This window comes from Pseudomonas moraviensis (assembly GCF_900105805.1).
In the GTDB taxonomy this organism is placed as follows: Bacteria; Pseudomonadota; Gammaproteobacteria; order Pseudomonadales; family Pseudomonadaceae; genus Aquipseudomonas; species Aquipseudomonas moraviensis_A.
Map to the genome: position 1 here is coordinate 1970256 of NZ_LT629788.1, position 20507 is coordinate 1990762.

19 protein-coding genes are annotated in these 20507 nt (G+C 57.2%); 7 read left to right on the forward strand and 12 right to left on the reverse strand.

What is annotated here, in order from left to right:
- A complete protein-coding gene (locus BLU71_RS09010) occupies positions 1-861 on the reverse strand; it encodes a LysR family transcriptional regulator (RefSeq protein WP_042609812.1) in 861 nt (286 codons plus the stop codon).
- 148 nt (positions 862-1009) lie between these two features.
- Between BLU71_RS09010 and BLU71_RS09015 the strand changes: the two genes are divergently transcribed.
- From BLU71_RS09015 to BLU71_RS09025, 3 genes are all read left to right on the forward strand, one after another.
- A complete protein-coding gene (locus BLU71_RS09015; RefSeq protein WP_231982498.1) occupies positions 1010-1831 on the forward strand; it encodes an NAD(P)-dependent oxidoreductase in 822 nt (273 codons plus the stop codon).
- Positions 1832-1865: 34 nt separating this feature from the next.
- Positions 1866-2897 carry a chorismate mutase gene (locus tag BLU71_RS09020; protein ID WP_083352859.1) on the forward strand — a complete coding sequence of 344 codons (1032 nt, stop codon included), beginning with the start codon at positions 1866-1868 and terminating at the stop codon, positions 2895-2897.
- 233 nt (positions 2898-3130) lie between these two features.
- The gene (locus BLU71_RS09025; protein WP_082367688.1) at positions 3131-3523 is read left to right on the forward strand and encodes a RidA family protein; all 393 of its coding nucleotides are present in this window, start codon (positions 3131-3133) and stop codon (positions 3521-3523) included.
- A 36-nt stretch (positions 3524-3559) separates the two neighbouring features.
- Here the strand turns inward: BLU71_RS09025 and BLU71_RS09030 are convergent, their stop codons facing one another.
- The 6 genes from BLU71_RS09030 to pstS form a co-directional block, all read right to left on the reverse strand.
- The gene (locus BLU71_RS09030; RefSeq protein ID WP_173867325.1) at positions 3560-4201 is read right to left on the reverse strand and encodes a hypothetical protein; all 642 of its coding nucleotides are present in this window, start codon (positions 4199-4201) and stop codon (positions 3560-3562) included.
- Positions 4201-4899 (reverse strand): hypothetical protein, encoded by a 699-nt coding sequence (locus BLU71_RS09035; protein ID WP_083352860.1) that lies wholly within the window; start codon positions 4897-4899, stop codon positions 4201-4203. Before BLU71_RS09035 ends, BLU71_RS09030 begins: the two co-directional genes overlap by 1 nt.
- Positions 4900-4992: 93 nt before the next feature.
- Complete coding sequence (gene pstB / locus BLU71_RS09040) at positions 4993-5754, reverse strand: phosphate ABC transporter ATP-binding protein PstB (RefSeq protein ID WP_016774591.1); 762 nt, start codon at positions 5752-5754, stop codon at positions 4993-4995.
- Between the two features lie 75 nt (positions 5755-5829).
- Positions 5830-6741 (reverse strand): phosphate ABC transporter permease PstA, encoded by a 912-nt coding sequence (gene pstA / locus BLU71_RS09045; RefSeq protein WP_083352861.1) that lies wholly within the window; start codon positions 6739-6741, stop codon positions 5830-5832.
- Positions 6741-7706 carry a phosphate ABC transporter permease subunit PstC gene (gene pstC / locus BLU71_RS09050; RefSeq protein WP_042609807.1) on the reverse strand — a complete coding sequence of 322 codons (966 nt, stop codon included), beginning with the start codon at positions 7704-7706 and terminating at the stop codon, positions 6741-6743. The genes pstA and pstC overlap by 1 nt, the downstream gene beginning before the upstream one ends.
- Before the next feature lie 74 nt (positions 7707-7780).
- The gene (pstS, locus tag BLU71_RS09055; protein ID WP_064361713.1) at positions 7781-8812 is read right to left on the reverse strand and encodes a phosphate ABC transporter substrate-binding protein PstS; all 1032 of its coding nucleotides are present in this window, start codon (positions 8810-8812) and stop codon (positions 7781-7783) included.
- Between the two features lie 177 nt (positions 8813-8989).
- On the opposite strand from pstS, the gene ppk2 reads away from it, so the two are divergent.
- From ppk2 to BLU71_RS09070, 3 genes are all read left to right on the forward strand, one after another.
- Positions 8990-9907, forward strand: a complete 918-nt coding sequence (ppk2, locus tag BLU71_RS09060; RefSeq protein WP_042609805.1) for a polyphosphate kinase 2 — start codon at positions 8990-8992, stop codon at positions 9905-9907.
- Positions 9908-10156: 249 nt separating this feature from the next.
- Positions 10157-11596: an ATPase domain-containing protein gene (locus BLU71_RS09065; protein ID WP_083352862.1), complete on the forward strand. Its 1440-nt coding sequence runs from the start codon at positions 10157-10159 to the stop codon at positions 11594-11596.
- 23 nt (positions 11597-11619) lie between these two features.
- Positions 11620-11979: a response regulator gene (locus BLU71_RS09070; RefSeq protein WP_064361715.1), complete on the forward strand. Its 360-nt coding sequence runs from the start codon at positions 11620-11622 to the stop codon at positions 11977-11979.
- Here the strand turns inward: BLU71_RS09070 and BLU71_RS09075 are convergent.
- On the reverse strand, positions 11974-12930 hold the full coding sequence (locus BLU71_RS09075) for a fimbrial protein (RefSeq protein ID WP_064361716.1): 957 nt from the start codon (positions 12928-12930) through the stop codon (positions 11974-11976). The two genes, BLU71_RS09070 and BLU71_RS09075, sit on opposite strands and share 6 nt — an antisense overlap.
- Before the next feature lie 325 nt (positions 12931-13255).
- Between BLU71_RS09075 and BLU71_RS09080 the strand changes: the two genes are divergently transcribed.
- Entirely contained in the window at positions 13256-13837 is a 582-nt protein-coding gene (locus BLU71_RS09080; protein ID WP_083352863.1) for a hypothetical protein, read from the forward strand.
- 37 nt (positions 13838-13874) lie between these two features.
- On the opposite strand, the gene BLU71_RS09085 is transcribed toward BLU71_RS09080, so the two are convergent.
- The 4 genes from BLU71_RS09085 to BLU71_RS09100 form a co-directional block, all read right to left on the reverse strand.
- Positions 13875-15503, reverse strand: a complete 1629-nt coding sequence (locus tag BLU71_RS09085; protein ID WP_083352864.1) for a methyl-accepting chemotaxis protein — start codon at positions 15501-15503, stop codon at positions 13875-13877.
- A 115-nt stretch (positions 15504-15618) separates the two neighbouring features.
- Entirely contained in the window at positions 15619-16080 is a 462-nt protein-coding gene (locus BLU71_RS09090; RefSeq protein WP_065617246.1) for a hypothetical protein, read from the reverse strand.
- Between the two features lie 309 nt (positions 16081-16389).
- The gene (locus tag BLU71_RS09095; RefSeq protein ID WP_064361719.1) at positions 16390-16767 is read right to left on the reverse strand and encodes a type 1 fimbrial protein; all 378 of its coding nucleotides are present in this window, start codon (positions 16765-16767) and stop codon (positions 16390-16392) included.
- Between the two features lie 103 nt (positions 16768-16870).
- Positions 16871-20503, reverse strand: coding sequence for a transporter substrate-binding domain-containing protein (locus BLU71_RS09100; protein ID WP_083352865.1), 3633 nt, complete (start codon positions 20501-20503; stop codon positions 16871-16873).
- Between the last annotated feature and the right edge of the window lie 4 nt (positions 20504-20507).

The window sequence follows — 20507 nt, forward strand, 5'->3', positions numbered from 1 at the left end:
TCAACCGCCTGCCTGAGTGCCAATCATGACGGAGGCCAGGTCGGCAAGCGCGCGCAGACTGTCCATCTGGCGCATGTCCTGGTGGTAGCCCATCCAAATGTCGCGGCCTGGTGGCGGTTCATCTGAATCGATCAGACGCAGCGCCGTCAACTGGTCGCCCAAAGCGCGGGGCAATACCGCGACGCCCTGCCCCTGCACACACATTTGCGCCTGGACTGTGCGGCTGCTACTGGTAAACACGGTACGCGCCAGAGGGTAACGCTGCTGCAGCCACTGCACATCGGGATAATGAGATTGGGCAACACTCATGGTGATCAGACCCAGCCCGGCGCCCTGTGGCTCAGGGTCAGCAGATCCAACGGCTGCGTATAACCCGTAAGTCAGGGAGATCAGCTTGCGGTGCACGATATCGGGTTCGGTGAACGGAACGATTCGAAACGCGATGTCGGCGTCGCGGCGAGCCAGATCAAACAATCGATGCCCGGCAATGACCTCGGGCACGATCAATGGATAACGACGGCGCAGTTCACTCAGCACCGGGGCCAGGACATAACAGGCGAACCAGTCAGCGCAGGAAATGCGCAGCACACCTTCAGGCTGTGCGCTGTCCCCCGCGAGGCGCCTTTCGATGGCCAACGCACTTTGCTCCATTTCCTGCGCGAGGCTGAGGAGCTTCTCGCCGCTGTCGGTCAACACGAGACCTTGGTTGGTACGCAGGAAAACGGGTTGGCCACTGAACTGTTCCAGCACCTGCAAGCGCCGCCCCACGGTCGGATGGCTGACCCCCAACAGCTTGGCGGCAGCCCCCAATGACCCGCTGCGGGCAATCGCGAGAAAGACCCGCACATCACTCCAGTCCATGCTCTGCCCCCTTACAAAAATGAACAGTGAGAGTGCAGCAATGGCAGTGCCGTAGCAATCCCGTGCCCGACATACTTGTCTGCATTCACCGTCGTCGAATACCAACCGGAGACTGCAAATGAAGATTGGTTTTATCGGAGTGGGAAGCATGGGCAGAGCGATCATTCCACTGCTCGTCCGCGCTGGCCATCACGTCTCGGCATGGAACCGCAGTCACGCGGCGATCAAGGATCTCGAAGGCATCAGCGTTATCGAAACGCCGGCCTCGGCGTTCCAGCAAGAGGTAGTCATCACTCTTCTGGCCGATGACGCCGCCGTCAGGCAAGTGCTGCTCTCCAGCGCTGTTCTGGAAACTGCAGACGAAGCTTGCGTGCATGTCGTGATGTCGACCTTGTCGCCTTCGCTGATGTTGGAGTTGCAGCGAGAACATGAAGCCGTCGGCATGCCATTGATCGCGGCGCCGGTTTTCGGCGTGCCCGCCGTGGCGGCCAAGGGCGAGTTGAATATCCTGGCGGCCGGATCGCAGGCCGCTGTCTCGACCGTCCAACCGCTGCTCGACCTGCTCGGGAAAAAAACCTGGTATCTGGGCGATCAACCTGAACAGGCCTGTATCGCGAAAATCGCCGGCAACATGATGATCACCCAAGCCATCCAGTCTCTGGGCGAAGCCAGCGGACTCGTTCAACGCCACGGACTGAGCCCTTCGATTTTCATCAAGCTCATGACCCAGACCCTGTTCGCCTGCCCCAGTTATCAACGTTATGGGCAGAACATCGTCAGCAGCAATTTTGAACCGGGATTCAAACTGTCGCTTGGCCTCAAGGATATGAATCTGGCGATCGATGCGGGTCGTCTCAAAGGGCTGGAGCTGCCAGCGGCGGATGCCGTTCGATTGAAAATGAAGTCGGCGGTAGCCAGGGGGGATGGCGACAAGGACTGGTCGGTTTTCGTTCAGCAGACGAATCATTGAGAAGCTCTTTCGAACACCTGTCACGAGGTCATTCATGGAAAACTCCGACATCGCGCGTCAACTCTCAACATTCAGGAAAACCATCGACAATATCGACGCCGCGCTCATCCATCTGCTCGCGGAACGGTTTCGCTGTACCGATGAGGTCGGATTGCTCAAAGCCCGATATCAGTTGCCTGCGGTAGACGAGGCCAGAGAGCAGCAGCAATACCAGCGTCTGGCAGCACTTGCTCAGGAGGCTGAGCTGGATACGGCCATCGTGCAGAGGCTGATGCAGTTGGTCATTGGCGAAGTGGTCGAGCGCCACAGGCAGATCGCCGCCAGGCATGCCCCGACACCCCCAATAACCCCACCCCTCGGGGCTGACCCCGGCGCCACTTATCGAAGCAATCAGACAAACGAGCAGAACCGCATGAAATGGCCAACGATCGAGCAAATTCGCAGCTTCACCGATTTACCCTATGGCTACAGTTGGGATTACCTGAAACGTGAGGAGATCAATGTCGCGACAGATTTTTTCCGGACATGGTTTCCCTCCATTTCGGTGGGGTTGGCAAGCCCGTTTCTGGACCAGCAGTTCTACGCAGACAACGTGGTGCTCGAAGAAGATCTGGATCGAGGCATATTTGCTACCGTCGTCCGCCAGAACGATGAGATTGTCGCTATCGCCACGTGGGAAAAAATTGACGGTGCTGACGTTATTTTCGGGCGGGTCGGCGCGGTAGCCAAACCGCACAGACAAGCCAGACTGGCCGTTGCGGCCCAGGACCTGGGAGAAAAAATCGGCACGTTCATCGGCGCGGGGCTGATCTATGGCATGGCAACAACCCGCACGCCGTATATGCAACAAGCACTGGAGCAAGCCGGTTACAAAGCGGTAGGGATAATGCCTGGCCTGGACCGGGAAGAAACAGCACCTGGAATCGTGCGCAGGGTTTACGAAGTCATCTACGTAAAACGGCTCGCACCACACGCCGACTTTCTCATTCCTACCGGTCATAACCTTACCCCTACAGTCGCGCGACTTTACGCAGATATATTTCAAGGTGATGACGACACGAACTGACGAGCCAGCCTAGTAGCGAACCAACCATCGAAATGCTTCTGATCAGTAACGCTCCCGGCTCGCGCCTTTTGCATCGATCGAGGTAGCCACATTAGGTAATGAGTTCAAAAAGACTCAGCAGCGGCTAAAAGCACCTGTGGGGTTGATTAATAGATGAGAAGTGAACTGAGTGGACGCGGCTCTGGCCCCTGAGTTAGCTTTCGTAACCGTTCTAACTTTGGGGCTCCGCAATCATGACTGATCGTCAGATCATTGTTCCAGATGGCATGAGATTGATCTGCGAGCGTGCTGGTTATGCACCAGCAGTAAAGGTAGGAAAAACTCTCTACTGCGCGGGTCAGGTAGGCAGGACGCCGGAATTATCCGTTATCGAAGACCCTGAGCAGCAGTTCTTGGCTGCATGGGACAATCTCCGGGTCGTCTTGGAGGCAGGTGGCTGTAAATTTGAAGATGTCGTAGAAATGACAACTTACCACGTCAACATGCACCGTCACATGCCAATTTTCAGACGCGTAAAGGATAAAGTCTTTCCGAGAAGCACTTGCACGTGGACCTGCATTGGTGTCAGTGAGTTGGCTCGACCTGGCCTTCTCGTGGAGATCAAATGCGTCGCCGTAGAGCGATAAAAAGCGCTGCTGTCCAGATAGCCAACGCGTACTCGCTCAGCCAAGCGGCTCAAAGAACGTCTCCGCCCGTTGTGGCACCGGCTTTTTATGTCTGAACATCTGCTGCCAAGCGAGCTGCGCCTGGACCTTGGCCACCGAATCCAGCACTTTCTGCGCCCAGCGATCATCCTCGGGATGCACCACGACCACCCGGAAGCCATGATCCTTGCCTTCAAGCTGGACGCCCTCCGAATCATCGACATGCAAGTCAATATCGAACGCTGGCGGATATTTTGAAGGCGCATTCGACATCCCGTGCGCCGTCAGGGCACGGTTGTGCAGCACGCTGTTGACCACGCCGTCGACGCGGATGCCGTACAGCGCCAACCAGCGCCTGATATAGGACGGCGTGCGCCCGGATGAGGTGTAGACCCAGATGCTGCAGTCCTGGCGGCGCAGCTCGCGGATCAGCGATCGCGTGCCCATGCGCAACGGCTCACCCAGCCAACGATGAATACAGGCGGGAAGTCGGCTTTTCTCGACTGCGCAGTGGTGGAGCTGGCAAGCGAGCGTGTCATCGATATCGAACGAAATTCGTATGCGCTGACGCCTGAACAGCTGTGGCAGAGCGCAGCGGATGGCCTGCCCTGCCCGGCTGGCGAAGGTTCTGCATTTGGCCGATGCTGGAGCCCCGCTCATCAATGGCCACCGTGGGAGACAGGCAGGGGCTTGTCTTTGAGAAAGAACTTCATTGGTTCGGGCGCCTGTTCTTCTAAAAATGCTGCGTATTTTTTCTTGATCTTGGGCAATTCGTACAACGCCTTGACGCCATGCTTGGCGGAGTTGCGGATGACCGAGGACGGGTTGAAATAGCCCTCGGCGTTTTCAAGCGTCAGCACGAACGGAGGCAGCCCCGCCCGCATCAGCAGGTAGCTGACAATCAGCGAGCCACTGCGGTTATTGCCTTCGATAAACAGCTGCGGCTTGCTGAGAATCCGTACGTAGACCCCCGCTGCACGCTTCCAGACCGATTCACTGCGATACGCGCAATACCAGTTGTACAAGTCCTTGATGCCTCCCTCAACATTGTTGAAGAAGTGCGCTTCGGTGGCTGCCAGATGCTGGGCGTATTCGAGCCGGCGTGCCGGATCCCGGCCACACAGCACCGTGGCATTGATCTCCAGCATCAGGTTCAGTTGCTGCAGATCGAACAGGTCGACGCCGCGGGCAACATATTCGTCAACCAACGCATAACCTTCAAGCACATTGTTCAGGACTTCGTCAGTGAACGGGTCTCGGGGCTCGGTGAAGTGCCGGCTGAGCTCGGCGAAACGGCTCTGCACGTTACGCAGTGCGCGTTCAATCGCAGGCAAATCAAGACGGTGCTTGGCAGGCATTGGAGCTCCTTGGAAACGCTTGGTAAATGTCCGCCGGTGCCCGCCAAATCCATTTGGCTTGTGCAGGTAGGCGGCCGTGACCGGTGCTGTGACTTAGCTGAACTTGCCGCTGATGTAATCGCCGGTCATCTGTTCCCGCGGATTGTCGAAGATCTGCGCCGTCGGGCCCATCTCGACCAGATAGCCCGTGCGCGTGCCCTGGGAAATATCCACCGAGAAAAACGCCGTCGTGTCAGCGACACGGATGGCTTGCTGCATGTTGTGAGTGACCAGTGCGATGGTGTAGTCCTTCTTCAACTCGACCATCAATTCTTCGACCCGTCGGGTAGCGATCGGGTCGAGTGCCGAACAAGGCTCATCCAGCAGCAGGACTTCCGGCTCGGTGGCGATTGCCCGGGCGATACACAGGCGTTGCTGCTGGCCACCGGAGAGCGACAGGCCGCTGACCTTGAGCTTGTCCTTGACTTCATCCCACAGCGCGGCGCCTTGCAGCGCATGCTTGACGCGATCGCCGATATCGCCCTTGTAGCGATTGAGGCGCAGACCAAACGCAACGTTGTCGAAGATGCTCATCGAAAACGGGTTTGGCTGTTGAAACACCATGCCGATGTAGCGGCGCACGACCACCGGGTCGACACCCTTGCCGTAGACGTCCTGTCCGAGGAAATGCACATGACCCTCGAAACGAAACCCCTTCACCAAGTCGTTCATCCGGTTGAGGCTACGCAGCACGGTGCTCTTGCCGCAGCCTGAGGGCCCGATGAATCCAGTGATCTTGTTTTTCTCGATCGGCACGTGACTGTCACGTACCGCCATGAAATTCCCGTAGAAAATCTTGTCCAGTTTGCAGTCCATGACTACAGGCGCCTGGGTGACAAACGGAGCGGCTATTTGCGCAGTGGATACGTTCAAAATCAGTTGCTCCCGTTCTTAATACTTGGGCTTGCCGAAAATACGGCTGATGATGTTCACGAACAGCACGATCATCACCAGCACCAACGAGGCCGCCCATGCGAGCTCGAGCTGGTTATCGAAAGGCATGCCGGAGAAGTTGTAGATCAGCACCGCCAGCGAGGCAGTCGGGTTCATGACGTCGAGATTGCCTTGGTGGTAGATCCAGTAATTGCTGAACAGCGCGGTAAACAACAGCGGTGCCGTCTCGCCTGCGGCACGCGCCACGGCGAGCATCACGCCAGTCAGGATCGCCGGCATGCCGGTCGGCAAGATGATTTTCCAGATCACCTGCGAGCGAGTGCAGCCCATGCCATAAGCGGCATCCTTCATGATCTTGGGCACCATCCGCATCGATTCTTCCGCGGTCAGCACGACGATCGGCAGCATCAGGACCGCCAGTGCCACGCCACCGGCCGGTGCCGAGTACGTGCCGGTTGTCATCACCACCAGGGCATAGGCGAACACCCCTGCCAGGATCGACGGCAGGCCCGTGAGCATTTTGGCGGCGAAACGCGCGGCGTTGCCCAGTTTGCTGTCCGGCCCCAGCTCAGCCAGGAAGATCGCCGCCATGATCCCGACCGGCACCGCGATCGCTGCCGCGATACCGACCATTACAAAGGTACCTGCCATCGCGTTGCCAAAACCGCCGCCCATCTCGAAGCCAGTCGGTGGCAGTTCGGTGAAGACTTCCAGGTTCAGGCGCGCGCCACCACGAGTGATCAGCATGTAGAGCACGGAAATCAGCGGCACGCTGGCCAGCAGAGCACCTGCCCAGACCAGGGTGGTCAGGATCAGGCTGCGCAGCGCGCGGCCTTCGAACCTGCGTTGTAAGCTGGGCAGGGCGCCTGTTGGTGCCGTCAAATCTGTTGCTGCGGTCAGATCAGTCATCACTTGTTACCCCGTTGGGCGTACATCATGATCATCGAACCGAAGATGTTCACGATCAGCGTAATCAGCATCAGCACCAGCGCGGCGTACATCAACACCTCGATCTCGTTCGGCCCGGCTTCGGGGAAGTTCAGCGCCAGCAGAGCGGCAAGCGTGTTGGCGGGGGCAAACAGCGAGAGGGAAATGTTGTTGGCGTTGCCGACCAGCATCGCCAGCGCCATCGTTTCACCCAGCGCGCGCCCCAGGCCCAGCACCAGAGAACCGAATATGCCGGTGGCCGCCGAAGGCACCATCACTTTGAGAATCGCTTCCCAATGGGTAGTGCCCATGCCGTACGCGGCCTGTTTGGTTTTCATCGGCACAGCCGTCAGCGCGTCCTGCGACACGGCGGCAATGGTCGGCAGAATCATGATCGCCAGCACCAGCGCTGCGGGCAGCAGGCCTGGACCGCTCAGGGATGTGCCGAAAAAGGGAATCCAGCCCAGTTCGCTGTTCAACCAGGTCGTCAGCGGCCGAATCGCCGGGATCACCACGTAGATCCCCCACAGGCCATAGACCACGCTGGGAATGGCTGCCAGCAGTTCGACGATGGTCCGAAACAGCGCAGCGAGCTTGGTCGGCAGGAAATCCTGGGTCAGGAAAATCGCCATGCTCACGCCGAAGAAACCGGCGATCAACAGCGCGATGAAGGCGCTGTAAAGCGTGCCCCAGATGGCCGGCAGGATGCCGTATTTGCCTTGGTTGACGTCCCACACGCTGCCCAGCAGCACATCGAAGCCGTGCTTCTCCATACCGGGAAGTGCCTTGCGTCCGACTTCGAACACCAGCGCAAATACCAGCGCAAGAATCAGCACCACGCCGATTCGCGCCAGCGCGCGAAAGGTGCGATCCACCAGGAAGTCCTTCGTCGAGGGTGGCTGGCAGGCAGAGTCGGGATTAACCGGTACGACAAAAGGTTTGTTCATGGGCTAAGTCCGGAACAGGGGGGAAACTCTCCCGGCGTGGCGCAGACGCACACGCCGAGAGAGACCTCACGGCGTTACTGAATGTTGGCGGACGCTTTGCGAACCTGTTCGACGACCGATTGCGGCAACGGGATGTAGCCCATCGAATCGGCAATCTTCTGCCCCTCGGTCAGGCTGTATTCGACCATTTCACGCATGGCCTTGGCCTTGGCCGGATTGCCATTGTCCTTGCGGAAAATCATCCAGGTATAAGAGGTGATCGGATAGGACTTGGCACCGTCCGGATCAGGCAGCCAGGCCACCAGGTTTTCCGGCATCTTCACTGCCGCCAGGGCCTCGGCACCGCTTTCGGCGTTTGGCACTACGTAATTGCCAGCCTTGTTCTGCAACTGGGCAAAGTCGACCTTGGCGAGTTTGGCGAAGCCATATTCGATGTAACCAATCGCACCCGGCGTCTGGCGCACGGTAGCCGTTACGCCATCGTTTTTCGGCGATTTGATGAACTTGTCACTGGCCGGCCAGTTGACGGTGTTGCCCTCACCCAGCGCCTGCTTGAACTCGGCGTTGACGGTTGCCAGGTGCTTGGTGAATACCGCAGTCGTACCGCTGGAATCTGCACGCACGACAACCGTGATCGGCGTATCGGACAGTTTCAGGTCCGGGTTGGCAGCGACGATCTGCGGATCGTTCCAGCGCGTGATCTTGCCCAGGAAAATGTTGGAATACACCTCGCGTGGCAGCTTTAGACCCTTGGGATTGCCCGGCAGGTTGTAGGCCAGCACGATTTCCCCGGCAGTCATCGGCAGCAACTGCACGCCTTCGGCGACCTTGGCGATATCTTCGTCTTTCATTGCCGAGTCACTGGCAGCGAAATCTACGGTTTTGTTCAAGAAATCCTGTACGCCCGCGCCGCTGCCCTTGGATTGGTAATCCACAGTGACGCCATCGGATTTCTTGCTGAAATCCTTGAACCAGGTCAGGTAGATCGGTGCCGGGAAACTAGCTCCTGACCCCGTCAGGCGAACATTTTCTGCTGCAAAGGAGGCCGAGGTGGCACAAAGAGATACCGCAATGGCGAGTGCAGCAGACTTCATCGAACGTTTCATTAAATGACACCTAGTGATTACGGGCTCCCGAACTCTGCAGCAGTTTTGTGACGTTTTCATGAAAGCGAGGTGGCAAACGGTACCCTCCTGCCCTCACCGCAGCGGCGCACATGGATGTAATGGGTTCGTAACAAAATGTGCCTAACACTTTGCCATCCTCAGCCGCGAGCCCCTGCCATGTTCCCCACAGACGACACGCTAATACAGCGCATCCACCGTGAGCTGCTTGATCACAGTGACGAAGAGCTGGAACTTGAATTATCCGAAGACGGCCATGACCTCAACGCATTGTTCGATGAGCATGTGCAAGAGGATCCCGAGAAGGATGCGCGAAGGACTTACTTCAGCGAACTGTTCCGCCTGCAAGGCGAACTGGTAAAGCTGCAGAGCTGGGTGGTCAAGACGGGCCACAAAGTCGTGATCCTGTTCGAGGGACGGGACGCCGCTGGTAAAGGCGGTGTCATCAAACGCATCACCCAACGCCTGAATCCCAGGGTCTGCAGGGTCGCCGCCCTACCCGCCCCCAACGACCGCGAACGCACTCAGTGGTACTTCCAGCGCTACGTCTCGCACCTGCCGGCGGCGGGTGAAATCGTGTTGTTCGACCGTAGCTGGTACAACCGCGCGGGTGTGGAACAAGTGATGGGGTTCTGCAATGAATACCAGTACGAGGAATTCTTTCGTACGGTGCCGGAATTCGAACGCATGCTCGCCCGCTCCGGCATCCAGCTGATCAAATACTGGTTCTCCATTTCCGACCAGGAACAGCATCTGCGCTTTCTCAGTCGCATCCATGATCCGCTCAAGCAGTGGAAACTCAGCCCCATGGATCTGGAGTCCCGCAGGCGTTGGGAAGCCTATACCAAGGCCAAGGAAATCATGCTTGAACGCACGCACATCGCCGAAGCGCCGTGGTGGGTGGTACAAGCTGACGATAAAAAGAAAGCCCGGCTCAACTGCATCCATCACCTGCTCGGGCAGATGCCGTACGAAGAGGTGGAAATGCCGGTAATCGAACTGCCGCAACGCGTCAGGCAGGAAGACTATTCGCGCATTCCCACACCCCCGGAACTCATCGTGCCTCAGGTCTATTAGGCCTGGCCCAAACGAGCACTTGGAACGACAAAGCCCCGGTTATTCGGGGCTTTGTCGTTTCCGGGATCGGAAAAGCGAATCTTCCCGTGCCGCCGGTGTCCCTACTCCCTGATCGCGAGCAGTCGCTCGTCAGGCTCACGTTGCAAAAACGCTACTTTCCCTCAACCTTAATGGCCCTCAACCGGAAATGGCGTTAGCATTTAAACCATTCGGCTGAACAAGCCTGTTTATTCAGATCAGGGTCGCATTGTGGAAAAGCTAAAACGCCTTCAAAGCGGGATCGAAGGACTCGACGCGCTGCTTCAGGGAGGCCTTGTCGCGGGTGCTTCGTACATCATTCAAGGGCGCCCGGGTTCCGGCAAGACCATCCTTGCCAATCAGCTCGGGTTTCATCATGCCCGCAACGGCGGTCGTGTTCTGGTCGCCACGTTGCTGGCCGAATCCCACGACCGGCTGTTTCAGTTCCTGTCGACCATGAGCTTCTTCGACGCCTCGCGTGTTGGCGCCGAAATACAGTTTGTCAGCGCATTCGACACGCTGGAAAACGAAGGCCTCGATGAGGTGGTGAAGCTGCTTCGCCGCGAAATCACCCGGCAGAAGGCGACCGTCATGGTCGTTGACGGCCTGCTCAATGCACGGTCCAAAGCCGATTCGCCGATCGACACGAAAAAATTCATCTCCGAACTGCAAGGCCATGCGGCGTTTGCCGGTTGCACCGTGCTGTTTCTCACCAGCTCGCGACTGGACGACGGCAGCCCCGAGCACACCATGGTCGACGGCGTCATCGAAATGGGCGAAGAGCTGTTCGGTACCCGCTCGGTGCGCCGCATTCATTTGCGCAAGACCCGCGGCAGCGGCGCGTTGACCGGTGTCCACGAATGTGAAATCACCGATAACGGCCTGGTGATCTACCCTCGCCTGGAAACGCTGTACAAACGCCCGTCCGCCCCGGACAGCGCGGACATGACGCGCATCCCAAGCGGCATTGCCTCGCTGGACGACATCCTCGGAGGCGGCTTGCACAGCTCCAGCGTGACGCTGGTCATGGGTCCTTCGGGGATCGGCAAGACCACCCTGGGTCTGAAGTTCATCGCGCAGTCGACGCCGGAAGCGCCGGGCCTGCATTTCGGTTTCTATGAAAGCCCGCAGCGGCTGCGCCTCAAAGGCCGTTCGCTGGGCATCGATATTGAACAAATGGAACACAGCGGTGCGCTGAGCATTGCCTGGCAGCCCACCACCGAAGGCTTGCTGGACGGCCTCGGCGCACGCCTGCTGAGCCTGGTCGATGAAAAAGGCATCAAGCGCCTGTTTATCGATAGCCTCAGCGGCATGACGCGGGTTTCTACCACCCCGGAACGCATCACCGACTTTTTCAGCGCATTGATGAACGAGCTGCGATCCAGAGGCGTCACGTTGTTCGCCTCTTGGGAAATGCGCGATTTGTTCGGTTCCGAAGTCAGCGCACCGACCTCTGACCTGTCCAGTATTGTCGACAACCTGATGCTCATGCGGTTCTTTGAAAATCACGCTGAACTTCACAGGACGCTTTCCATTCTCAAGATACGTGATAGCTCCTACAACCCGTCGCGGTTCGAGGTGGTTATCCGTGATCAAGATGTGTTCCTGGAAAAGGCTTTGAAAAATGAACCTTCAGTCACAGCTGAGTCATTGCCTGGTTCAATTTCGTAAGTCTGCAAGCGGGTTGAAATAACATGACCACCATCCTGGTAGTCGACGACGAGTATCTGATTGCCGACATTCTTGGCTTTGCGCTTGAGGATGAGGGCTTCATGACTGTGACCGCGAGCAATGGCAAGAAGGCTCTCGAAGTGCTGGAAAGAGAACGTCCAGCCCTGGTCATCACGGACTTCATGATGCCGGTCATGGACGGCCTCGAATTCGCCGAAGCCGTGCGTGCCCAGCCCTCCGTCAAACACCTGCCGATCATCCTGATGAGTGGCGCCCAGGCGCACATCGGCATGCAGCGCTCGGACCTGTTCGATGTGGTGGTGCCCAAGCCGTTCGACATTGCGGTGATTGTGGCTGAGGTGAAGAAGTTGTTGGGCTCATAGATACTCGACGACGAAGGCAATTTCGGCATTGGCATCGCCCGCTCTCATTTGCGCATTGGAAGGTTCAATGCGCACGAAACGAGCTTGCAAGGAAACGGATGCATTACCGCCGCTCGATGTTGGCGCTTTCATTATGTAATTCTGGTTCAGTTTGAGTATCTTTCTGTCACTGAAGCGCATTTGCAACGCCAGCCCTTTGGCAGTCGAGTTACTGTTGAGGTTTACCACGCCGGTATCAGCACTCCATGCAGGGCTGCCCGCAGTGGGCGAAAAGGAGTACCTGAAGTTATTGATTCCAGGAGGACAGTTTTTCATATCAAGAAAGAAGTATTTCTCCTTGGCATAGTCACCGTTCTGCAAAAAATCGCTCATGGTGTAGCTACCCATATCCACTTTCACATCAGGTGTTTCACAAGACTGCGAGACGATTCGTGTGCCGCTGGTATTCATTGCCAAAGGCTCGATTTCAGCAGCGACAAATGTCCCCAGTTGGCCTGAAGGTATCGTCGCACTGCCGGAAATAGTGCCCGTCTTTACAAAACGCAAGATGTGCTCAGAACCATTCCAACCCCAACCGCCAGCAGTGTCGGTAGTTCCTGGAAAGCCCTTCCACGCTTTCCCCGATGGCGGTCGGACCCATTGCCAGCCGATTCCGGTATTCCCGATAGGAAAAATCTCCACGCCCGGCTGAGTAATGCCGACATTATTGCGTACACCTTCATTGTGCACTGCGGAGCACCTGAAAGAACTGGGAATGGGACCCAGCGTCACGATAGGGCTTTCATAAATAACCGTGCCATTCGGCGCGTCACGTGGTACCGAGAGAGTGGCCGGCAGGATAACCTGCATATTGCCCATGGAATTGTCCGGATAAAATTCGCAGATCGCCGCCATTGCGTTTGACGACAACATATACAAGAGCCCGACAATTAATACACGGCATAACTTCATAACACTCTCTCTGACTCTACCTAGCGTGCAAACAACTGAATGGCTGACGTAGCCACACCTATTTAATTGGCAGGAATATCACCACGACCGGAACGAGAAGATAATAAAAAAAGAACACTTGAGCAAAAATTTATTTATTCAATAACAAGACAATTCTCATAGATTAATAACCACCCTGCCAAACCTGAAAAGTCTACAAACAGAAACGCTGTTTAGTATCACACTTTCGCAGCGCAAATAACTAAAGCCCAATTTAAGACTCGTCTTAAAGGCACAGTGACACTCGGCCATTACACTGACTGTTCTTGATAGGAGAACCGATTCCGTGAGAGCCCTCGATACCCTCAATAGCGCAAAACCCCACAGCAACGCCGCCCTCTACTGCCTGACGATTCTTGCACTGGCGCTGATCGCCATGACTGTCGTCGCCGGTTATGAGCTCAACAATCTGTTTCCACTGAAGGCCGTGGTGCAACAGCAGGAGATCCAGCTCACACAACGCTCCGATACCATCCAGTCAATGACCGCTGAACTCAAGCGTCTGACGAAACAAAAGCAGGCCCTGGAAACCGACCTGCTTACCGCGAAGGAACAGGCGAAGGCCGCCGAGGCGGCAAAGACCGAACTGGAAAACACTCAACGCGCAGCACAAACCAGCGCTGCATTAGAGGACGAAGACTCACTCTGCGCGATCATCGAGCAAAATATCCGACTCGTAGCAGACCAGCTCAGTCGCGACGACTTCTTTCGTCTGCGGGATGAGCGCGAAGCTGAAGCCGAAGCAGTGCTTGAAAGCTATGAAAAACAACTCGCCACCTGCATTGAACAGCTGACAGCACAAACCGCATCGCCAGCTCAAAATGATGAACCGGATGCGCAAGACCTCACTTCACCGATCAAGCACTGATTAAAAAGCCCTGGCAACCAGGGCTTTACCCTCACAGTCAGAGCTTGAATTCCTTGGTCAATTTGTTCAGCGACGCCGCTAACTGCGAGAGCTCCGCCGATGCAACAGCCGTCTGTTTCGATCCTTCTGCGGTTTCACAGGACAGGTCACGAATGCTGATCAGGCTGCGGTCGACTTCACGCGCAACCTGAGCCTGCTCTTCGGCAGCGGTCGCCATCAGCAGGTTTCGTTCGTTGATGAGATTCAGCGAGCCAGTGATATCGGTCAGCACTTCTCCGGCGATATTGGCCATTTCGAGCGTTCTCTCAGCCTGAGCGCGGGTGTGGCTCATGGACGTAACTGCGCGGCTGGTGCCCGACTGAATGGAGCTGACCATGGACTCGATGTCCTCGGTCGATTTCTGAGTACGCTGCGCCAGGCCTCTCACCTCATCAGCAACCACGGCAAAACCGCGGCCCGCTTCCCCCGCCCGCGCCGCTTCGATCGCTGCGTTCAAGGCGAGCAGATTGGTTTGTTCGGCGACCTCGCGAATGACGTCAAGCACGCTGCTGATATCGCTCGCCATGGTTGATAGCGCCTGCACCTCAGCCGAGGTGCTGTGCACACTGGAGACCATCAGATTGATTGCTGCGACCGTTTCACTGACCCGGGTACGACCGGCAACGGCAGCGGCACTGGATTCCGAGGTCAGTTGCGAGGTCGATGCGGCATTGTCTGCAACCTGCTCCACCGCTGCGCTCATTTCAGTCACGGCGGTGGCAGCCATTTCGATTTCATGGCTCTGACGCTGAGTGATACGCGAGATATCTTCCGTCACGCCGTGCATGACCTCCGAGGTTTCAGCCAGTTGGGTGGACGAATCGCGGATCATGATCAGCGCATCGCGCAGACTGGCCTGCATCGCCGCCAGCGACGACAGCATCTGCGCCGCCTCATCGGAGCCATCGAGCGCAATGGTTTCGCTCAGATCGTTGGCGGCGATGCATTCCGCCACCCTCAGCGAGCCTGCAATTGGCACCGTCAGGCTGCGGGTATACAACACAGCCAGGGCCAACGAAGCACCGATGGCAATGATGATGAACACACCGACGATCAACAGCGTGTGTTCGTAGACATTGTCGGCCTGCTTGCCCGCCTCATAGGCTTGGATCTCGTTCAGCGCGATCAGCTTCTTGAGTGCGACCTGTACGCCGTCCGAGGCAACACGCATCTGATTCTTGGACAGCGCGATGGCCGCCTCGAGCTGCCCGCTCCCCACTGTTTCGAGGTACTGGTCCTGCGCAAGATCATTGACCTTTTGCGCTTTGGCAAACTCCTCGAACGCCTCGCGCCCAGCGTCGGTGGCCAGCAGATCAATGAGCGCTCGCTGATGTTTCTTGATCAGTTGACGGGACTGCTGAATGTCCATCAGCGCCTGGGCCTTGCGCTCGGGGGTTTCGATGGGATTGCGCAAGCGGGCGTTATTACCCTTGATTTCGATGAACTCACGATCCAGTTGGCCGAGCAGTTTGATGCTCGGCACGATCGTGGTCTCAACGTACGTTTCTGCCTTGTTGAGCAAGTCGACTTGCTGCAGGGCGATCAGTCCGATCGCGATAATCATGAGACAGAACAAGCCGAAACACAGCGCCGAACGCGGCGCGAGATTGAGTTTACGAAGCAGCATGATGCCTTACCTTAGAGTGTATTCAAGACAATGGGGCAAACGAGTGGGCAGCGCAGCAGGCGCTGGGCAATAGCGCCGCAGCGCGTACATGGATCATCGCGGGAAGGTGCAGCAGCTAGCGGTTCGCGCACGAAGAGAGCGTGGAGTCGGGCGAGGCCGGCTCCGCAAGTTCCTTGAGCGCCGGATCGGCCAGCATCAGAAAATCCGCCAGGCGCGGCAGGTTGATTTTCGAGACCAGGCGCATCCAGCGTTGCGGATGCGGGTTGAAGAAGGTCTTCGACCACTGATGATCATCACTGGGGTTGAAAATCAGCAGATGACGAATCAGCGGGTTTTCCCCGAAAAAATCCAGCGGATCCATTGCCATCTCGCTGAGCAGCTCAGCATTGACGACGACCAGGCTCAACCGTTGGGGGCAGTAATACGTCAGTATTCTCAGGTCGCGATATGTACACACGTTCAACACGCTGAGACAGCCCAGCTTGTTGAACTGCTGTTCGATCGACTGGCCTCTGCGCACATCGCTGTCGGCGATCAGGATCCGCAAGGATCGACTTCGGTTATTTTCAAGAAACATCGGACACCTTTGGCAGCTCCATTCTTCCTTTCAAGAAAATAACCAAGGGCCAATCTGTCTGATATGAGACTTGTCTCAAAAATGGCGAGGGGGATCGCTTAACGTAACCCACACCTTGATGACAGCCCACGCTAACGTTGGCGCGGCCTGGTTCAAGTGGTGTTGAAGGAGGGATTCTGTGACGCGGGAGGGCGGCGGCGAGCCTGAAGCGCGGGACGGTTCTGCACGAACCAGACAATTCTCATTAGTGACGCCCCTTTTTGTCAGTAACCTTGAAACAAGGGGCGCAGATTCATTCTTTCCAAGCCATCAAGGCAGCGTCATCGTCACGACGTAATTACCGGTCGTTATCTGGTGGCCCTTGTTGTCTGTCAGTAGCAGACGCTGGTCGTAGTATTTTTCCTGTTCATGGGTATCGGCAATCATTTTCACGAACACTTGCTGGCGCGGCTCACCCCGCCCTGCCGCACTGACGTTTTTCACCGTGAAGATCTGCCCGGTGCTTGCCTGCGGGCAGTCAAGCAGCTCGACAGAAAAATGGCTGCTGCCACTCGCCATGCAACTCGTCTCGACAATCTGTCCGCTGAAGCGAATCACCCCGCTGACGGGTGCAGACTGGGCCGCGGTGACGGTGTCGACACCGAGCAGGCAAAGACAGGCAATCAATAAAGGACGTCGAATGATCATCGCGAAACTCCATGGTTATTAACCAAGGTATCGCCCGTTGCAAAATGATCTTTAGCGTCCGCTTCCATGCAAGGCCAGTCAGCATGGCCCTGCCTCGATACAGTTACAGCTCGACCCGTTTGATTTTCTTGATCAGATCAGCCTGTGCGTGCTCCAGCTTCAGCGCGCTGCGATTGATATCCAATGGATCGATGACCGGCGCTTCGCACTCGGCCTCAAGCTCGTTACACGCCTCGATGACCTGATGTTCGGCCACAATCCGCGCCGCGCCCTTGATTCTGTGCGCCAGGTCAGCCAACAGCCCGGGATCGCTTTCGGGAATCAGCGAATGCAACTCCTCCAAGTCCTTTTCGCAACTCGACAGCGCCTCGCGCAGCAGTTCTTTCATCATGTCGAGGTCACCGCCGGTGAGCTCGTCAAGACGCTCGCGGATCGAACCCAGCTCCTTGACAGTCGCCGCAGGCGGACTTTCAACCGGCTCGGGTTCAAGATTTTTTTCCCAGCCGGCAAGCATGGTCGACAAGGTGCTGAGGCTGATCGGCTTGAACAGACAATCATCCATGCCCGCCTCTCGGCATTTCACTTTTTCTTCCGGCTGCGCGTTGGCTGTAAAGCCCAGCACAATGCACGGTGCGCCACCACTGTCGCGCTCATCCTGGCGAATGGTGCGGGCCAGCTCATAGCCGTTCATGACCGGCATGTTGCAGTCGGTGATCACAATGTCGAACGGCTCCGAGCGCCACAACGCCAAGGCCTGGGCACCATCGGCAGCATCACGCACCGCCTGGCCAAGGAAACTCAGCTGCTGCGTGAGTAGCAAGCGGTTGGCGCTCTGGTCATCGACTACGAGGATCCTGAGTGTCGGGACCGGTTTGTCCTGAATAACCGAAACAGGCAGCACCTTGCCGCCGATCGGGCTGAGAATGTTGAAGAACAGCGACACTTCCAGGCAGGTGCCTTTGCCCAACGTACTGGTGATATTCAGCCGCCCGCCCATCAATTCGCACAACGAACGTGAGATGGCCAGTCCCAGACCGGTGCCGCCCCTGTTCGAGGGGCCGTGATTGGCTTGCGAAAACGGCTGGAACAGGTTCTGCAGATCGGCGCTGGAAATGCCGATTCCGGTGTCCTCGACTTTGAGGTCGACCTGCAAACGCTCGTCAGCGAGGCGTTGACCACGAATCGAGACGCTGACATGACCGGTGTCGGTAAACTTGATCGCGTTACCCACGAGGTTTGAGAGCACCTGCTGAAAGCGCATCGGATCAACCAGCACGTCACAGCCGACAGTCGCGTCAATGTCGAGCTTCAACACCAGGCTCTTCTGCCTGGCGAGGCCGTCGAACACCCGCGCCACGGATTCGACCAATTCGCGCAGGTTGGCACGTTTCGGCGAAAGGCTGACATGGCCGGACTCGATGCGTACCACGTCGAGGATATCGCCGATCAGTTCCAGCAGACCTTTCGCCGAGTCGTAGGCCACTTCAATCGCCGGTCGATCGAAGTGGCCCTGCTCGGCACGCTTGAGGGTGAGTTCGAGCATGCCGATCACGGCACTCATTGGCGTACGGATCTCGTGGCTCATGGTCGCCAGGAACGTGGTTTTGGCGCGGCTCGACTCGTCAGCCAGCTCTTTCGCCGCACGCAATTCCTCGATCAGTTCGCGCCGTTCGCTGATGTCGATCCAGCCGCAGATCACGCCCCTGACCTCACCCGCGGTGTCGTGATAAGGCTGGATCCAGTGGTAAATGATCAGCCGTGTATCACCGACATGCAGCGTGCGATCCACCTCGTAAGGTTCATCCTGTTCGATGACGCGCAGGTAGTCGTCGTGAAATTGCAACGCCTCCTGACGATTGCGCTTGCCGCTTTCGAGCACGGTCTTGCCGATCACATCCTTTTCTATCAGGCCAAAGGTTTGCAGATAGTTGTTATTGCAGGTGACAAGTCGACCTTCCCGATCACGAACGTAAATGGGATGCGGCGTGCCGTTGATCAGCGCCCCCATGAACTTCAGCTGATCGCCAAGCAAACGCTCTGCACGACTGCGTTCGCGGATCTGCCGGCGGATATAGAAATTCCACGCCAGCGATCCCAAGATAATCAGGAAGGCGCCAGCGCTGATCTGGTAGATCAACGCCTTGTAGTCGCGCCACGACAGTCCCGAGAACGCTGCGATGGGACGCCAACGGTTGAGGATCACGTCCAGCTCGTCTGGCGGAATGCTCAGCAGCGCCTTGTTCAGAATGCTGACCAGTTCGGTATCGGCGCGCCGGGCGGCAAAGGCGAGGAACCCTTTGTTCATGCCGACGATGTTGGAGATGCGCAAACTGTCGCTATAAATGTGAGCGATGTAATAACGCGCACTGTGCAACGTGGTAATCATCGCGTCTGCCCGCCCGTCTTTCACGTCAGCCAGCGCGCCCAGCACTGTTTCGTTGTCGACGATCTCGATGTCGGGATAATCCTTGAGCAGCTCGCGCTCCGCCGAGCTTTCGGGAACCGCGACACGCTTGCCGCGCAGTTCCTGCAGGCTTGAAGGCGCGCCTGCATCCTTGGTAGTGACGATCACGAAGGGACTGGCGAGAAACGGATGAGTGAAACGCATGCCGACTTCACGCGAGACGGTTGGCGTCAGCAGCGAGATATCGGCGCTGCCATCAAGCAGACGCGTGCTCAGGCTGGAAAAACTGTCAGTGCGTTCTACATCGATCTGCAAACCGGTGCGGCGCTGAATCAGCTCCAACAGATCAGCGCCAATCCCGCCAAAATTGCCATCGCCATCAAAGAACGCAAAGGGTGCCTGATCGTCATTGATCACGAAACGCGCCACCGGGTGCAGCTCAAGCCAGCGTGCCTCGCCGGGTGTCAGGTCAATACGTTTGGGTGTCAGCGCCCCGCCGCCGCCGGACCAGCGCTTGGTGATCTCGCCTATCTTCCCCTCACCCATCGACTCGATGACCGAGTCGATCAGACGCAGCAGCTGATCATTACCTCGGCGCAAGGCGAAGCTGAAACCGCTGGTTTGGGTTTTGACGAAAGAGTGCAGACGCACATAGTTAAAGTAGTTGAGGTTGATCAGATAATTGCTGGACACCGTGTCGCCCAGGAACAGATCGACTTTGCCAAAGGCCAGCGCAGCCAGTGCCAGCTCGTTCGATGGAAAAAGCACGAACTCGGCGTTGGGATACAACCCGTGCAATTGACTGGAAGGCAGGTAATCGTCGGCAACCGCAATACGCAAACCGGCCAGATTGGCCGGCATCGGTCGCCGATCATCGCCGCGCATGAACATCGCCGGCACGTCTTCGACATAAGGTTTGCTGAGCGTGACGAGGCCATCGATCAACTCGAAACTGTTGGAGCTGCCCAACATGTCGATGTCGCCACGCTCGAGCGCCGCCATGGCGTCGCGACGGTCGGGATAAGCCTTGACGGTAACTTCGACGTGCAAGGCCTGGCCGATAATGCAGGCGATGTCGGCGGCAATCCCCTCGTAACGTGTACCGCTGGCGGTCATGACATAGGGCGGGAAATCCGGAAGCGCCGAGCCCAGCACCAGACTGCGCTTCTGCCGCAGCCAACTCCAGTCTTCATTGGCCAGATCGAGCTGCAGCTCCTTGCAGTCCGATCGACCGAACACCTGCAGAGTGCGCGGCTCTGCTGCCCACAACAACCCGCTACCGAACACGAAAAGCACACTGGCTAGCAAAACACCGCGCAACAGATGAAACATAAGC

Bases quoted from the DNA above. Each gene is read 5' to 3' on its own strand.
- BLU71_RS09010 (WP_042609812.1), bottom strand. From the start codon at position 861: ATGGACTGGAGTGATGTGCGGGTCTTTCTCGCGATTGCCCGCAGCGGG.
- BLU71_RS09015 (WP_231982498.1), top strand. From the start codon at position 1,010: ATGGGCAGAGCGATCATTCCACTGCTCGTCCGCGCTGGCCATCACGTC.
- BLU71_RS09020 (WP_083352859.1), top strand. From the start codon at position 1,866: ATGGAAAACTCCGACATCGCGCGTCAACTCTCAACATTCAGGAAAACC.
- BLU71_RS09025 (WP_082367688.1), top strand. From the start codon at position 3,131: ATGACTGATCGTCAGATCATTGTTCCAGATGGCATGAGATTGATCTGC.
- BLU71_RS09030 (WP_173867325.1), bottom strand. From the start codon at position 4,201: ATGAGCGGGGCTCCAGCATCGGCCAAATGCAGAACCTTCGCCAGCCGG.
- BLU71_RS09035 (WP_083352860.1), bottom strand. From the start codon at position 4,899: ATGCCTGCCAAGCACCGTCTTGATTTGCCTGCGATTGAACGCGCACTG.
- pstB (WP_016774591.1), bottom strand. From the start codon at position 5,754: ATGGACTGCAAACTGGACAAGATTTTCTACGGGAATTTCATGGCGGTA.
- pstA (WP_083352861.1), bottom strand. From the start codon at position 6,741: ATGACTGATCTGACCGCAGCAACAGATTTGACGGCACCAACAGGCGCC.
- pstC (WP_042609807.1), bottom strand. From the start codon at position 7,706: ATGAACAAACCTTTTGTCGTACCGGTTAATCCCGACTCTGCCTGCCAG.
- pstS (WP_064361713.1), bottom strand. From the start codon at position 8,812: ATGAAACGTTCGATGAAGTCTGCTGCACTCGCCATTGCGGTATCTCTT.
- ppk2 (WP_042609805.1), top strand. From the start codon at position 8,990: ATGTTCCCCACAGACGACACGCTAATACAGCGCATCCACCGTGAGCTG.
- BLU71_RS09070 (WP_064361715.1), top strand. From the start codon at position 11,620: ATGACCACCATCCTGGTAGTCGACGACGAGTATCTGATTGCCGACATT.
- BLU71_RS09075 (WP_064361716.1), bottom strand. From the start codon at position 12,930: ATGAAGTTATGCCGTGTATTAATTGTCGGGCTCTTGTATATGTTGTCG.
- BLU71_RS09085 (WP_083352864.1), bottom strand. From the start codon at position 15,503: ATGCTGCTTCGTAAACTCAATCTCGCGCCGCGTTCGGCGCTGTGTTTC.
- BLU71_RS09090 (WP_065617246.1), bottom strand. From the start codon at position 16,080: ATGTTTCTTGAAAATAACCGAAGTCGATCCTTGCGGATCCTGATCGCC.
- BLU71_RS09095 (WP_064361719.1), bottom strand. From the start codon at position 16,767: ATGATCATTCGACGTCCTTTATTGATTGCCTGTCTTTGCCTGCTCGGT.
- BLU71_RS09100 (WP_083352865.1), bottom strand. From the start codon at position 20,503: ATGTTTCATCTGTTGCGCGGTGTTTTGCTAGCCAGTGTGCTTTTCGTG.